Here is a 14348-nt window from a genome sequence, read left to right as displayed (position 1 = left end):
TTGAGTAAAAACCTTAATTTGTCATAGGTGAAATTATGAGACTTTTCGGTTTATCTGTTAAAGCCTTATTTAAGAGGAAGAAGATGCAGGTAAAATTACTTTTAGTCATAATTTTTACAAGTTGTTTTGGTTGGTATGTCAATGGGCAAGTTGGGATAGGTACTGTAACACCAGATCCTTCAGCAATTCTTGATATACAATCTACCAAGCAGGGTTTTCTGGCACCCCGCATGACTTCTGTTGAGCGTCTCGCTATAGCAACGCCGGCCCAGGGTTTACTCGTTTACGATAATGATGAAAATTACCTGTATTTCTACAACTCTTCAAATAGTACCTGGGAGAGAGTTCTTACTAGTCATATAGAGCGGGATAATTATGTTCTGGTAAAAAGCGAAAGTGACTTTCCTGCACCTTCTGGGGGCGCAATAGTATTAGACCCGAGCACCCTTTATGAAATAAACGGGGCAATTTCTCTTAGTAATCCTATAAACTTAAATGGCGCATACATTGAAGGTGTTGATTCTAACGAAGATAAATTAATTGCAAATGGCGGTACGGTTTTTTCGGGCGGTGGTGGTAGTGTGAGAAATATCACGTTAAGCGCGCCCTCAGGAACTATTTTTAATCTTGATGGGCAGGGTAGCGGTAGCTTTGTTATGCAGAGTTCAATTGTCACGACTTCTGCTAACGTAGGCACAATTGCAAATTTTAATCTGGTCTTCATGAACGTGATTCAATACATATCAAACAATGACGGTCTTGAATATAAAGATATTGATCAACTACTGCTAAATAATCAGGGGTGGTTTGGTAATAATCAAGGTACCTATGAAACATTTAGCGGTGATTTTAATTTAATAGAGAAGGTTAGTGGTTTCTCACAGGTGCTCCTGGCTACAGGTGCTACTGCAGTAGATGTTACAGGGGTTTCTAACCTAGCCGGAGATGGTATTCTGCAAAGTGTTGTGTTTTATGGGGATGGTAATTATATTAATGGTAATTCGCCATACAATGGCTATAATTTTACAAAAGACTGGGCAGTGGTTTGCGAGGGCATACCTGTAGAAAGGGATGAGAATGCCTCAGGTAATTTCTATTATAATGGTAGTCTTACTTCGGGATTTGCTCAAGCCATATCTGCAAATACACCTACTAAAATTACAGGTGATGCATTTAGTAATACTACAACTGCGAACAGTTTGTTTAGGTTTACAGCACCTGCTTATAACATGCTTGTTTACGACGGTAGTAAAACCCGGGATATGCAGGTTAATGCATCTTTGTCTATTCGGGTTACAGGGGCGACGGGCGACTTCTATGCGTTTATAATCGCTAAGAACGGAGCGGTAATTACAGAATCAAATTCTGTTGTGCGTATAAATAATGATTCTGACATTCAAAATGTTGCTCTTAACAGCATCGTAACTATGACACCAGGCGACTATATAGAATTATATGTGCAGCGTCTAACGGGGAACGGGAGTGACGATCTGGTGATATTTTCTGAAAACTTAAGCGTTAAATAAATCAGCTATCTTCTAGCTGGAAATTATAGCAAAAAAGCCGTTTTTCACGCATAAATAGTATATTTAGGGAATCAAAATGGCTAAATATGTCAAAATTTGGATTGCTGATCGATCAGGAAATTCCGGTTCTACTGGATTTTTATACCGAATGGAATGAACAGTCAACAGCTATGCATCCCGTATTGCGAGATGTGGCTGCAGCTTTGGGTGACAGGGCTAAAGTTATCAAAATTGATCTGGATAAAAACCCGGATCTTGCAGAAGCTCTGCGTATAAAAGGTTTACCTACTCTTATGATCTATAAAAAGGGTGAAATGAAATGGAGACAAAGTGGGGAGCAAGATGCTAATACGCTTATAGGTCTTATGCAGGAATATGTTTAAAGCATTTTAAAAGTATAACCTTTCTCTGTGTAATACTTCAGGATTATAGGAAGAGCTACCTTCATATTATTTTCCGCTTTTATGCTGTCGTGAAAGACTAAAATACTGCCTGATTTTGCATTCCTTATAATATTTTCAGCACATTTTTCTGGTGATACCCTTTTATCCCAATCGTAAGCAATTACATCATACATTATGATCTCGTAATTTTTCGCCTTGAGCGATTTTGCCTGTTGTCGTGTGATCTTTCCGTAAGGTGGTCTTAAAAGCTTTGGAAATATCACCGATTTTTGCCCTTCTAAAGCCGATTTTTCTATGATTTCTTCCGCTTTTAAAGTATTCTTAATGTAATCTTCTTTTTGGGTTTTCCAGCCTTTTAAGTGATTATACGTGTGATTTCCTACTCGATTGCCGCTTTTGAGAAGCTGAGCAAAAACTTGGGGATGTTTTCTAATATTATCTCCTATACAGAAAAAAGTGGCTTGGGCATTAAACTTATTAAGGATATCAAGTACCCATGGTGTTACTTCCGGGATAGGACCGTCGTCAAACGTGAGGTAAAGGATTTTTTCTTTTTTTACCTCGTTAAATTTATCCCAGACATACCCGTTATAATACCATTTTATAATCTCTGGTACTTTAACGGGTAAGGGGATAAAAGCCATTTACTTAAGACTGTCAATTACCGCAGCGGGAATAGATTCTTGTTCTGCGGCAGGTAGCAGATCTGTATCTGTAGGGATTTCTTCATCTCTATTGTAGAAATGTTCAAATTTACGCAGATAATCATTAAATTCTTTTGCTTTGTCTTCAAGGATATCGCGGTCCTGGTTTATGACTAAAATATCGACCAGACTTCTATAGCGCTCAATATCTGTGATGATCTCTTCGGCATATTTATATTGTCTGTCTAATTCTAAGGAGCTCCAGTAATCAAGTTTCTCCTTATAGATAGTTGCCAGTTCATTCCATATTTCACGCGCTCTTTCTGTTTCACCTATTTCATAATAGCCATTTATATAAGGTTCAAGAAGTGTGTAGTATTCAAACTTGTCTACCGGCATTTTTTCCATTGCCAGATCGAGCAGGTCTTTTGCTTTCTTGTATTCCTTTTCAGCAATTAGCTTTTCTATACCACGGGCTATATTACCTCTATATGTAATACCGTTTCTTCGTGTTTCAGTATCATGATATATATCTGGATCACCACTGTTACCCCAATACCAGTTCATTACTATATTGTAGAACTTATCAGGATCTATTCTTCCCATGTCATAAGGAGAACGAGGATTGATAGGTGTTTTTATAGGTACAAGTTTGTAGCATACACCGTCAAGTTGAAGGTAATCTTTCATCCATAAATAATCATCATCGCCAAAACTGCCTCCTGTGAAATAAATAGGACGCTTCCAGTCATTATTGGCTAACACATCAAGCATCAACAATCTATTCTTATAAAGAATATCACCCTTAATTGTAAGATTTATTTCATCTACAATTGAATCTGCATCTTTTTGAGGTACGATATTATTCTGTAATACTGTGTTTTTATCTACAGGAATACGAATATGCTGTGTAGGAAAGGAATGAATCATTGTACCACTTTGCAACTCTTCCATCGTACGGGGGTCATCACTTGCTACCCAGTTCATCCATGTCTTGATATCGAGGGTATCATTAGGGCGAATGGGGGCGTACCAAATAGCATCCCTAGTACCCGCCATATATTTGTCATGGCTTAACTGTGATGGTATAGGATCGCTCTCGTAAGCCTTGCGTTTCATATCGTCTATGTACCATTCTGTCTGGAATAGACTTGTATTAACTATGCGCACATCTCTGCGATATCCTTCAATTTCCTGTGCATACCATAAAGCAAAGGTGTCGTTATCTCCTATTGTAAATAAGATCGCATTGGGATCGCACGAGTCTAAATACATTTTTGCCATTGCCAGAGCAGTTTTTCGCCCTGAGCGGTCATGGTCATTCCAGTTTTCTTTTGCAAGTACAACAGGCACGGCTAATAAACAAACAACAGTAACAACCGGCAACACAATTTTTGGGTTTAAATACTTTTTGAGCATATCATAAAGCGCATAAACACCCATGCCTATCCACATAGCAAATACATAAAACGATCCTACCAGTGCATAATCGCGCTCTCTGGGTTCAAATGGTCTTTCGTTTAGGTATATTTTAAGCGCAATACCGGTAAATAGGAAAAAGACCAGCAACACCCAGAAATTCTTCTTGTCTCGGCTTGCCTGAAAGACCAGCCCAAGCAATCCTAGAATCAATGGTAAAAAGTAATAGGTATTTCGGGCTTTATTATTAAGCACGTCGCTGGGCAAGTTGTCTTGTGACCCTAGTCTGGCTTCGTCAATAAATTTAATGCCACTTAGCCAGTTGCCGTGTAAATCATTGTATTGACCTTGTATGTCATCTTGTTTTCCTGTGAAATTCCACATAAAGTAGCGCCAATACATGTACCCAATCTGAAAGTCGAACAGGTAGTTTAAGTTATCTGCAAAAGAAGGGCGTTCTACGTCTATGTAATCTCTTATTTTCATAAGAAACGATTGATAGCCCTCATTGTCGACCCGGCCCTGAGCATAATCTGACCTAAATTGAGCGATTGCCTGCTGTAATTCCTGATTTGAAGCGTACTCTGGTTTTACTGTGAACTTTAGCGGACCCGTGAATTGCATGTAATTAGCAATATGCTCTGTGCTCCACATGCGCGGAAGAAATGACTTATGCCTGTCATCTGTATTTTGAACTGCATTTTTCCAGTCATTTACGATGATGTATTTGCCGCTTTTCTCGTCTTTCTCGTAATTGGGCTTATCATCTGTGTATGGATTAACAGGATCTAAACCACCAAATATCTCTGTAAATTGTGGGCCATAAAATAAATGCGTTTCAGGATATTGCTCTCTGTTGTAATAAGCCAGTAGCTCCCTTGCATTATTGGGATTGTTCTCATTGATAGTGGTTCCCGCATTTGCACGTATAGGAAGCATTAGCCAACTTGAAAAACCTATAAGAATAAAAAGAATACATAAAACCAGCGTGTTTAACTGGTAGTAAGATTTCTTTGTCGTAAAATTTAAAAGGTAGTAGAAGGCTGCTATAAAGACAATACCGGCGATAATTGTCCCGCTGTTAAACGGCATGCCCATTTGATTAACGAAAAATACTTCTGCATAACCAAAGAAGCTTAAAGTGTACGGAAGCAGTAATTTAAATATGAACATTAATATGGCCACTACAACAATGTTTGCCACGATAAAATTCTTTACGGTAACTTTTTTATAGTTCTTAAAGAAATACAAGAAGCCCATCGCAGGGATGGTAAGTAAACCCATAAAGTGCACCCCAAATGATAATCCTACCACAAAACAGATCAACATCAACCAGCGATTACCACGTGGTTTAAACATATCTCTTTCCCACAGTAAAGCCAGATAAAACATCAAAGCGAGAATAAAAGTCGCCATGGCATAAACTTCTGCTTCTACCGCGTTAAACCAGAAACTATCTGTAAATGTATATGATACAGAGCCGATGAAGGAGCTGGCAATAATTGCCCATGACTTAGAAACTGTTAATTCTTCATGTGATCTTCTCAATAGTTTTTTTAGCAAAAGCGAAATTGACCAGAACATGAACAACACTGCAAAAGCAGATGCTAGACATGACATAAAATTCACTGCAACCGCTACATGAGCACTGTCTGTTGCAAATGTTGAGAAGAATGCACCCAACATTTGATATAAAGGTGCTCCCGGCGGGTGGCCTATCTCTAGTTTAGATGAGGTTGAAATGTACTCCCCGGCATCCCAGAAGCTAGCTGTGGGTTCTACTGTGAGAGAAAAGGTTGTGAGAGCGATTGCGAAAGCAAGCCATCCAAAGATTTTATTGTACTTCGAAAATTTGAAGTCAGTCATAAGGCCAAAATTAACATGGGCGAATTTAAGAATTAATACCTTAAAGAGTTTTGGTTTTTCAAGAAACGCTTTAAAAAGGAAGTTATTTTTAGATAGCTTTATTTTTTTCATTAAAAGTTTGTGCAAATCAAAGTTTGTTTTAAATTTGCACCCGCATTCGCAGCTTCTGAGAATGTGATTGTGATTTATCACAAGGTAATGGCCTATGGTGTAACTGGCAACACGTCTGGTTTTGGTCCAGAAGAGTCTAGGTTCGAGCCCTAGTAGGCCAACAAGAATTTAATCCCGATTTCATGTAGAAGTCGGGATTTTTTTTATTTGTAATATTCTGATTAGCTAAAAAGTCTTAAGTAATTGAGACTTGCTCAGTGAAAAGGCAAGGTTATAAATACGAAATCCGGCTATTTTTGCCGGATTTTTGATATAAAAAGACCGATTTTTCTTAAAGGCTAAACATATTACCTTCTACTGTTGCGTAATAGTTGAGCATGTTTAAATAGAAGTTTCTGTTAGCAGTGTCCTGCGCTACACAGGCTTTAAGGAATTTCTCTAATTTTTCTACGCCAACTTCCATGGTTATGTATTGCTCTTTTATGGCGCTTGTGCAGAGTTTTATATTTATCTGTATTGAATCTGACAGATGTTTTAATTGTACATCTTCAGATTTAAAGAACTTTTTTAAAATTGCTCTGTGAAATCGCTCAAACTTGATTGTATGATCGTAGTGTGTATGAGAGCAACTATGATCAATGAGTTTATGAATCTCTTCTACGATATTTTCTGTTTTGTTAGTTTCCATAGCGATAGGTTGTAAATTTTTGTTTGAAAATACATGCTATGGTGTTAACAAAGTACTAACTGTGATTTATTTAAATATTATTTAACGACTTTTTATTTCAAATTAGATTTTAAACGTTACAACCGGTCTTTGAGCGTGATTAACAAGGTCTTCACTAATAGAGCCATTTAAAAAATGGGCTAAACCTTTGCGCCCGTGAGTGCCTATTCCTATGAGGTCTGCTTTTATAGATTCTGCAAAGTTAAGAATCCCTCTTTCTACGCTTACATCGTTGTAGATAGTTAATTTCTGACTTTTTTGTCCTATTTTCTTTAAAAAGCCTTTGCAAATAGAGGTGATTTCCTGTGTTGTTTTAAAACGGTTAGGCGTATTAACGTAGAGCATGTGAAGGCTGGCTTCTTCAGATTGGGCAAATTTAATTGCTTCCTGTATAGCCTCGAGACTTTCTTCCTGAAGATCTGTAGCGAAAACAAAATTCCTGATATTGAATATATTTAGCTCGTTTTTTATAACAAAAACGGGGATTTCTGAATGTCTCACTACTTTTTCGGTGTTAGATCCTATGAAAAATTCCTGTATACCGCTCATGCCATGTGAGCCCATAACTATAGCATCTATGTTATATTTTTTCACATAAGTCATAATGCCTTCAAAAGCACCGTCAAACTCGGCTGTCTCGTATATTTTAATGCCTTCAAGGAAGGGCGCTTTTAAGATGTTGCTAAATTTTTTATGAGCCAGTTTCATGTAGTATAAAGCTTCTGGTAACTGGCTCTGGTGCTGAGTGGCAGGACCGTCTATGAGCACTTCTGGCATCTCGAGAAGGTGAAGTAGATAAATATCTGCCTTGTAGCGACGAGCCAATTGAGCAGCTGCCTTAAGAGCATTTAGCGCCTGAGGTGAAAAATCTGTGGGGACCAGTAATTTTTGTATCATAATTGAGCGAATTAACAGGTTATGATTAACTTTGAGGCAGTTATCTAAATTTACAATTTTATTAGGTGTCCCTGTCTATTTTATATCTTGATAATTATTGTTATATTTGCACCGTTGAAATCAGAAAAAATAATTGAGGGGACACATAAAGTCCCCTCTTTTTATAGGAAAAATGTTTAGGGAAAAAGTACAAGCCTTGGTAAATGAGGCATTAGAAGAGAATAAATCCTTGTTTTTGATAGATCTTACAATACAGGATAATAACGCAATTACTGTTATTATAGATGGTGATAATGGTGTTACTGTTTCAGATTGTATAGATGTAAGTCGCAAGGTTGAGCACAATTTAGATCGTGATGAGGAAGACTTCTCACTAGAAGTTATGTCATCTGGAGCTACAGAGCCTCTAATTAACAAGAGGCAATACAAAAAGAATATAGGTCGAGATCTTGAGGTTAAACAAAAGGATGGATCAAAAATTGAAGGCCTTCTTGAGGAGGTTTACGATGACAGCATAAAACTTACCTGGAAATCTAGAGAAGATAAACCGGTAGGTAAAGGCAAAGTAACAGTTATAAAAGAGTCGATATTGAATTATGAAGATATCGCTCAGGCAAAAGTTAAGATTAAATTTTAAGACTTATCGATATGGAGAATATTGCGTTAATCGAGTCATTTTCTGAATTTAAAGATGACAAACTCATCGATAGAGTGACGCTTATGGCGATACTTGAAGAAGTATTTAGAAGCACCCTGAAAAAACGTTTTGGTAGTGATGATAATTTTGATATCATTATTAACCCTGATAAAGGAGATTTAGAGATATGGCGTAACCGTGTTGTGGTTGCAGATGGCGAAGTGGAAGATGAGAATTCTGAAATTAGTCTTGCTGCTGCAAGAAGAATAGAGCCTGATTTTGAAGTAGGTGAAGATGTTTCTGAAGAGGTTAAGCTTATTGATCTGGGACGTCGTTCTATTTTGGCATTGCGTCAAAACTTGATTAGCAAAATTCATGAGCATGATAATACAAACATCTATAAGCAGTTTAAAGAGCTGGAAGGTGAGTTGTATAATGCAGAAGTACACCATATACGTCATCGCGCTATCATCCTTCTTGATGATGAGGGTAATGAAATTATTCTTCCTAAAGAGAAGCAAATACCTTCAGATTTCTTTCGCAAAGGCGAAAATGTAAGAGGTATTATAGAAAGTGTTGAGCTAAAAGGCAATAAGCCGGCGATTATAATGTCGCGTACTTCACCACTTTTCTTAGAAAAATTATTTGAATCTGAGATTCCTGAAGTTTTTGATGGTTTGATCACGGTTAAGAAAGTTGTGAGAATACCAGGAGAAAAAGCTAAAGTGGCTGTAGATTCTTATGATGATCGTATTGATCCTGTAGGTGCCTGTGTGGGTATGAAGGGGTCGCGTATTCATGGCATAGTTCGTGAATTAGGTAATGAGAATATTGATGTTATCAATTACACAAATAATCTTCAGTTATTTATTACACGCGCACTTAGTCCTGCTAAAATCACTTCAATCAAAATGAATGAAGAGAAGAAAACGGCAGAGGTTATGCTTAAACCTGAGGAGGTTTCTAAAGCAATAGGGCGCGGTGGTCATAACATTAGACTTGCGGGTCAGCTTACGGGTTATGAGATAGATGTGTTTAGAGAAGGTGTTGAAGAGGATGTTGAACTAAGTGAATTCTCTGATGAGATTGAAGATTGGATCATCGCAGAGTTTGCTAAAATAGGTCTTGATACTGCTAAGAGTATTCTTGAGCAGGATGTTGATGATCTGGTTAGAAGAACAGACTTAGAAGAGGAAACCATACAGGATGTTATGCGTATTCTTCGGGAAGAGTTTGAATAATACTAGGATAGTACTGGTTTTTTAGGTTAATTTTACAGCGAATTAAAGCAATTTATGGCAGAAGTTAAAAACATGAGGTTGAACAAGGTATTACGTGAACTTAATATTTCACTAGATCGTGCCGTTGATTTTCTTAAGGAAAAGGGGCATGATATAGAGGCACGTCCTACCACAAAGATCTCTGCCGAAATCTACGGGGTGTTGTCTGATCAGTTTCAGACTGATGCCAATAAAAAAGTAGCTTCTAAGGAGGTCGCAGAAGAAAAGCAGAAAGAGAAAGAGGCGCTAAGGGTGGCCAGAGAAGAGGAGTTAGAAGAAAAACGCCAAAAAAGAACACCTGAACCAGAGCCTGAGAGTAATTTGATCAAGGCGAGAGCTAAATTAGAAGGTCCTGTTACTGTAGGTAAAATAGATCTTGATAAGAAAGATCCTGCTAAGAAAGTAGAAAAGGCAGAAGTTAAAGAAAAAGAAGAGGTTAAGCCTGAGCCTGAGGTTGAGGTTGAGAAGCCAAAAGAGGAAGAAAAACCTAAGCAGGAAGAAAAGGTTGTAGAGCAGCCTGAGGTTGAAGCTCCCAAGCCTGTATCTGTAGAAGCTAAGAAAGAAGTTCCTAAAAAGGCAGAGGTTAAAAAAGAAGAGCCTAAAAAGGAAGAGCCTAAGAAAGAGGAACCAAAATTAGGCGATGATGTCTTAAAGACTGATTATAAGAAATTAGAAGGCCCCAATTTTACAGGTCAAAAAATCGATCTTTCTCAGTTCAAAAAACCTGAGAAAAAGAAAAAACCTGCTGCGTCATCAGATGATGATAATAAAAAACGCAGAAGAAGACGTATTAGCAAAGGGCCGGCTACTCCTGGCGGAGCTAAAAAAGGTACAGCCGGCGGTAGAGGTGGCAATACTTCAAATAACAGACGTAAAGGTCCTGTTGTAAAAGAAGAGCCAAGCGAAGAAGACGTACAAAAGCAAATTAGAGAAACTCTGGAGAAACTTCAGGGTAAATCCAGTAAAGGTAAAGGGGCGAAATATCGTCGTGATAAAAGAGATCAACACCGTCAAAAAACTGAAGACGAACAGGCTCAGCAGGAAGCGGAAAGCAAAGTGCTTAAGGTAACAGAGTTTGTTACTGCAAGTGAGGTTGCTACTATGATGGATGTGCCGGTTACCAAGATCATCTCTGCATGTATGTCTCTTGGTATGATGGTGACAATGAATCAGAGACTAGATGCTGAAACGCTATCTATTGTTGCTGATGAATTTGGTTATGAAGTAGATTTTGTTACTGCAGATCTAGAAGAGGCTGTTACAGTTGCAGAAGACAGACCAGAAGATTTACAAACTCGTGCTCCTATTGTGACTGTAATGGGTCACGTAGATCACGGTAAAACGTCACTTCTGGATTATATACGTAAAGAGAATGTTATTGCAGGTGAAAGTGGTGGTATTACGCAGCATATTGGTGCGTATGGTGTTACTCTTGAAGGAGGACAAAAAATTGCTTTCTTAGATACACCGGGTCACGAAGCATTTACTGCGATGCGAGCACGTGGTGCTCAAGTTACAGATATTGCAATTATTGTAGTTGCAGCAGATGATGATGTGATGCCGCAGACAAAAGAAGCTATTTCGCATGCTCAGGCTGCGGGAGTTCCTATTGTATTTGCAATTAATAAAATTGATAAGCCCACTGCTAATCCAGATAATATTAAGCAACAATTGGCAACAATGAATTTGCTTGTTGAAGATTGGGGCGGTAAAATACAGTCGCATGATATCTCTGCTAAAACTGGTCAAGGTGTTAAAGAATTGCTTGAGAAAGTACTTCTTGAAGCTGAGTTGTTAGAGCTTAAGGCAAATCCTGATAAAAATGCTAATGGTACCGTTGTTGAGGCTTTCCTAGATAAAGGTCGAGGATATGTTTCTACAATCCTTGTTGAAGGTGGTACTTTGAAAATTGGTGATTATGTTTTAGCTGGTACACATAGTGGTAAGGTTAAAGCAATGCAGGATGAACGTGGTAAAGAAGTTAAAGAGGCCGGGCCTTCATCTCCTGTGTCTATTTTAGGTCTTGATGGTGCGCCTCAGGCTGGTGATAAGTTTCATGTGATGAATGATGAGCGTGAGGCTAAAGATATTGCGGCTAAACGTACTCAATTACAACGCGAGCAATCTGTAAGAACACAACGACATATTACTCTTGATGAGATTGGTCGTCGTATTGCTCTTGGCGAATTTAAAGAATTGAACATTATCCTTAAAGGTGATGTTGATGGTTCTGTAGAAGCTTTAACTGATAGTTTCCAAAAACTATCAACAGAAGAAATCGCAGTGAATATTCTGCACAAAGGTGTAGGTGCGATAACAGAAAGTGATGTACTTCTGGCTTCGGCTTCAGATGCCATTATTATAGGATTTAATGTGCGGCCTGCAGGTAATGCCCGTATGGTTGCAGATAAGGAAGAAATTGACATTCGTACTTATTCTATCATATACGATGCGATCAATGATCTTAAAGATGCGATGGAAGGTATGCTTTCTCCAGAAATGAAGGAAGAGATTACCGGTACCGCTGAAATTAGAGAAACCTTTAAAATATCTAAGATTGGTACTATTGCAGGTTGTATGGTTATATCTGGTAAGATATTCCGTAATTCTGGTATTCGTCTTATCCGTGATGGTGTAGTTATCTATACCGGAGAGTTAGCATCTTTAAAACGCTTTAAAGATGATGTAAAAGAAGTAAGTAAAGGGTATGATTGTGGTATTCAGGTGAAAAACTATAATGACATCAAAGAAGGTGATATAATAGAATCTTACCAGGAAGTTGCAGTTAAGAAGAAATTAAAGTAGAACTTTAATAATTACATAGTAAAAAGCCCGTGATATTTTCACGGGCTTTTTTGTATTTAGTCTGTAAGGATAATTATCTCTCAGGTTTAAGAACAAAAGCGTTTGGAAATATTTTTTGTATTCGAAGTAACGCACGATCTGCCTGCAGTCTGTCGCTAAAATTGCCCACCCATACTTTGTAATTGGGAGTCTCATAAACGATAGAGGCGGCATATTGACCAGACTTTGTTTTGTATTTATTATAAATGGAATTAGCCTGATTTATTTCGCCATAATACAGCTGTATTTTATAACGATCTTTAAGTTCATTATCCTTGCTCATTTCTGTTTTTAGGTCTAAAAGAGCAGGTATTCGGTCATCCTGAACGATTTTTGACTGTGCCGATTGACTGTATCCGGAAAAGGTTCCGGCAAGGATAAAAGCACCGATAATAATGATTCTATGAGAGTTAAGTTTCATCTAAGTTATGTTTTGTACAAAAGTAAATGTAATAACTCAAATCGGTGTATTTTTATTATTTAGAACCAGAATAAATTATGTTTTAACGGAATGCTAACACTTCAAAAATCCACTTCTAAGTCTTACTTTTGCCTTCAAATTTGTCGACCCTTCTTTAGCCTATAAGTAGAGGAATTAACTAAAAAAGACGACGTTTTAAGATGACAATCCTATCACACTATGAAACAGGTGAAAAACCTTAATTCAGCTTCAAGAATTGTTTTTATTGGTTTAGCATTATTGCTATCCTTTTCCACTGTAGTACTTGCTCAGGATGCAGAGGCCGCGGCCGATGCAGCCCAGGCAACTGATCAACCGGTTACTTCTGGCGCAGATCCTGCGGCGGGTGAGGCTTTGTTCAAGGCTAACTGTGCAGCTTGTCATAAGTTGTACAGCAGAGCTGTTGGGCCTGCCCTCTTTGGGGTTACAGAGCGTCATGATCGCGAGTGGTTGTACAAGTGGATACATAACAGTCAGGCAATGATTGCTTCGGGAGATCCTGAGGCTGTAGCGATTTTTAATGAGTTTAATCAGACTCCTATGAATCCGTTTCCGCAATTAAGTACTGCGGATATTGACAATATCATGGCGTATACTGATACTCCAAAACCTGAAGCTCCTACTGCTACAATTGATGGTCCTCAAGGTCAATCAACGGGAAGTGGTTCTGGTGTTTCTAATAATATTATTCTGGGTGTACTTGCTGTGATCTTCCTTATGTTGGTTGCTGTCCTATTTCTTGTAAATAATACACTGAGGAAATTTGCAGAGGCTCAGGGGGTAGAACTTCCGGTTGAAGAAAAGCGTACTCCTATCTGGAAGGCTTTTGTGCAGAATCAGTTTTTAGTTTTAGTTACGGTAATCATATTAATGTTGGGCGGTGCATATTTTGCTTACGGCTGGTTAATGCAGGTGGGTGTTGATCAAGGATATCAACCTATTCAGCCAATACATTACTCGCACAAGATTCATGCTGGTGATAACCAGATAGAATGTAAGTATTGTCACTCGTCTGCACGTACGAGTAAAACTTCTGGTATACCTTCTCTTAATGTTTGTATGAACTGTCACAAGAGTATATCTGAAGTAGCTGATGCTTCTTCAGAATTCACTTCTGTTACAGATGAGTATTCTAAAGAATTCTATGATAAAGAAATTCAGAAGCTCTATAAAGCTGTTGGCTGGGATCCATCTACACAATCTTATACGGGTAAAACTGAAGCTGTAGAATGGGTGCGTATTCATAACCTGCCAGATTTTGCTTATTTTAACCACTCACAGCACGTTACAGTTGCTGGTGTTCAATGCCAGACATGTCATGGTCCTATTGAGGAGATGGAAGTTGTTTATCAACATGCTCCTTTAACTATGGGATGGTGTATTAACTGTCACCGCGAGACTAATGTTCGTATGGAAGGTAATGCTTACTATGATAAGATTCATGAAGAGCTTTCTAAGAAATACGGTGTTGATCAGTTAACTGCTGCTCAAATGGGAGGTCTTGAGTGTGGTAAGTGTCATTATTAATAAATA

General features: G+C 38.2%; 11 protein-coding genes and 1 tRNA gene. 7 read left to right on the top strand and 5 right to left on the bottom strand.

Annotated features, from left to right (window positions below):
• Positions 1 to 83: 83 nt before the first annotated feature.
• Positions 84 to 1526, top strand: coding sequence for a cell wall anchor protein (locus tag ACH3PA_RS04970; RefSeq protein ID WP_416439747.1), 1443 nt, complete (start codon positions 84 to 86; stop codon positions 1524 to 1526).
• Between the two features lie 86 nt (positions 1527 to 1612).
• Complete coding sequence (locus tag ACH3PA_RS04965) at positions 1613 to 1909, top strand: thioredoxin family protein (protein ID WP_416439749.1); 297 nt, start codon at positions 1613 to 1615, stop codon at positions 1907 to 1909.
• Here ACH3PA_RS04965 and ACH3PA_RS04960 read toward each other — a convergent pair.
• Together ACH3PA_RS04960 and ACH3PA_RS04955 are read right to left on the bottom strand one after the other, a co-directional pair.
• Positions 1906 to 2574 carry a polysaccharide deacetylase family protein gene (locus ACH3PA_RS04960; protein WP_416439751.1) on the bottom strand — a complete coding sequence of 223 codons (669 nt, stop codon included), beginning with the start codon at positions 2572 to 2574 and terminating at the stop codon, positions 1906 to 1908. The genes ACH3PA_RS04965 and ACH3PA_RS04960 overlap by 4 nt on opposite strands.
• Positions 2575 to 5859: a protein O-mannosyl-transferase family gene (locus ACH3PA_RS04955; RefSeq protein WP_416439753.1), complete on the bottom strand. Its 3285-nt coding sequence runs from the start codon at positions 5857 to 5859 to the stop codon at positions 2575 to 2577.
• A 199-nt stretch (positions 5860 to 6058) separates the two neighbouring features.
• Here ACH3PA_RS04955 and ACH3PA_RS04950 point away from each other — a divergent pair.
• Positions 6059 to 6131: transfer RNA gene (locus ACH3PA_RS04950), tRNA-Gln, on the top strand.
• 170 nt (positions 6132 to 6301) lie between these two features.
• On the opposite strand, the gene ACH3PA_RS04945 is transcribed toward ACH3PA_RS04950, so the two are convergent.
• Both ACH3PA_RS04945 and ACH3PA_RS04940 read right to left on the bottom strand, forming a co-directional pair.
• Positions 6302 to 6658, bottom strand: coding sequence for a hypothetical protein (locus tag ACH3PA_RS04945; protein ID WP_416439755.1), 357 nt, complete (start codon positions 6656 to 6658; stop codon positions 6302 to 6304).
• A gap of 102 nt (positions 6659 to 6760) precedes the next feature.
• Positions 6761 to 7594, bottom strand: coding sequence for a universal stress protein (locus tag ACH3PA_RS04940; RefSeq protein ID WP_416439757.1), 834 nt, complete (start codon positions 7592 to 7594; stop codon positions 6761 to 6763).
• A gap of 172 nt (positions 7595 to 7766) precedes the next feature.
• On the opposite strand from ACH3PA_RS04940, the gene rimP reads away from it, so the two are divergent.
• From rimP to infB, 3 genes are read left to right on the top strand one after another with little or no spacing between them, the layout of a single operon-like run.
• On the top strand, positions 7767 to 8231 hold the full coding sequence (gene rimP / locus ACH3PA_RS04935) for a ribosome assembly cofactor RimP (RefSeq protein ID WP_416439759.1): 465 nt from the start codon (positions 7767 to 7769) through the stop codon (positions 8229 to 8231).
• Between the two features lie 11 nt (positions 8232 to 8242).
• A complete protein-coding gene (gene nusA, locus ACH3PA_RS04930; protein ID WP_416439761.1) occupies positions 8243 to 9472 on the top strand; it encodes a transcription termination factor NusA in 1230 nt (409 codons plus the stop codon).
• A 54-nt stretch (positions 9473 to 9526) separates the two neighbouring features.
• Positions 9527 to 12316, top strand: a complete 2790-nt coding sequence (infB, locus tag ACH3PA_RS04925) for a translation initiation factor IF-2 (protein WP_416439763.1) — start codon at positions 9527 to 9529, stop codon at positions 12314 to 12316.
• A gap of 73 nt (positions 12317 to 12389) precedes the next feature.
• On the opposite strand, the gene ACH3PA_RS04920 is transcribed toward infB, so the two are convergent.
• Positions 12390 to 12776, bottom strand: coding sequence for an SPOR domain-containing protein (locus ACH3PA_RS04920; RefSeq protein WP_416439765.1), 387 nt, complete (start codon positions 12774 to 12776; stop codon positions 12390 to 12392).
• Between the two features lie 219 nt (positions 12777 to 12995).
• On the opposite strand from ACH3PA_RS04920, the gene ACH3PA_RS04915 reads away from it, so the two are divergent.
• Positions 12996 to 14342, top strand: a complete 1347-nt coding sequence (locus ACH3PA_RS04915; protein WP_416439767.1) for a c-type cytochrome — start codon at positions 12996 to 12998, stop codon at positions 14340 to 14342.
• The last annotated feature ends 6 nt before the right edge of the window (positions 14343 to 14348 follow it).

It is taken from the genome of Leeuwenhoekiella sp. A2 (assembly GCF_047946655.1).
GTDB lineage: Bacteria > Bacteroidota > Bacteroidia > Flavobacteriales > Flavobacteriaceae > Leeuwenhoekiella.
Note: the sequence above shows the minus strand (reverse complement) of the source record. Positions and strands in the feature narration are given on the sequence as shown.

Coding starts and splice junctions, on each gene's coding strand:
- ACH3PA_RS04970 (WP_416439747.1), top strand. CDS start 84: ATGCAGGTAAAATTACTTTTAGTCATAATTTTTACAAGTTGTTTTGGT.
- ACH3PA_RS04965 (WP_416439749.1), top strand. CDS start 1,613: ATGTCAAAATTTGGATTGCTGATCGATCAGGAAATTCCGGTTCTACTG.
- ACH3PA_RS04960 (WP_416439751.1), bottom strand. CDS start 2,574: ATGGCTTTTATCCCCTTACCCGTTAAAGTACCAGAGATTATAAAATGG.
- ACH3PA_RS04955 (WP_416439753.1), bottom strand. CDS start 5,859: ATGACTGACTTCAAATTTTCGAAGTACAATAAAATCTTTGGATGGCTT.
- ACH3PA_RS04945 (WP_416439755.1), bottom strand. CDS start 6,658: ATGGAAACTAACAAAACAGAAAATATCGTAGAAGAGATTCATAAACTC.
- ACH3PA_RS04940 (WP_416439757.1), bottom strand. CDS start 7,594: ATGATACAAAAATTACTGGTCCCCACAGATTTTTCACCTCAGGCGCTA.
- rimP (WP_416439759.1), top strand. CDS start 7,767: ATGTTTAGGGAAAAAGTACAAGCCTTGGTAAATGAGGCATTAGAAGAG.
- nusA (WP_416439761.1), top strand. CDS start 8,243: ATGGAGAATATTGCGTTAATCGAGTCATTTTCTGAATTTAAAGATGAC.
- infB (WP_416439763.1), top strand. CDS start 9,527: ATGGCAGAAGTTAAAAACATGAGGTTGAACAAGGTATTACGTGAACTT.
- ACH3PA_RS04920 (WP_416439765.1), bottom strand. CDS start 12,776: ATGAAACTTAACTCTCATAGAATCATTATTATCGGTGCTTTTATCCTT.
- ACH3PA_RS04915 (WP_416439767.1), top strand. CDS start 12,996: ATGAAACAGGTGAAAAACCTTAATTCAGCTTCAAGAATTGTTTTTATT.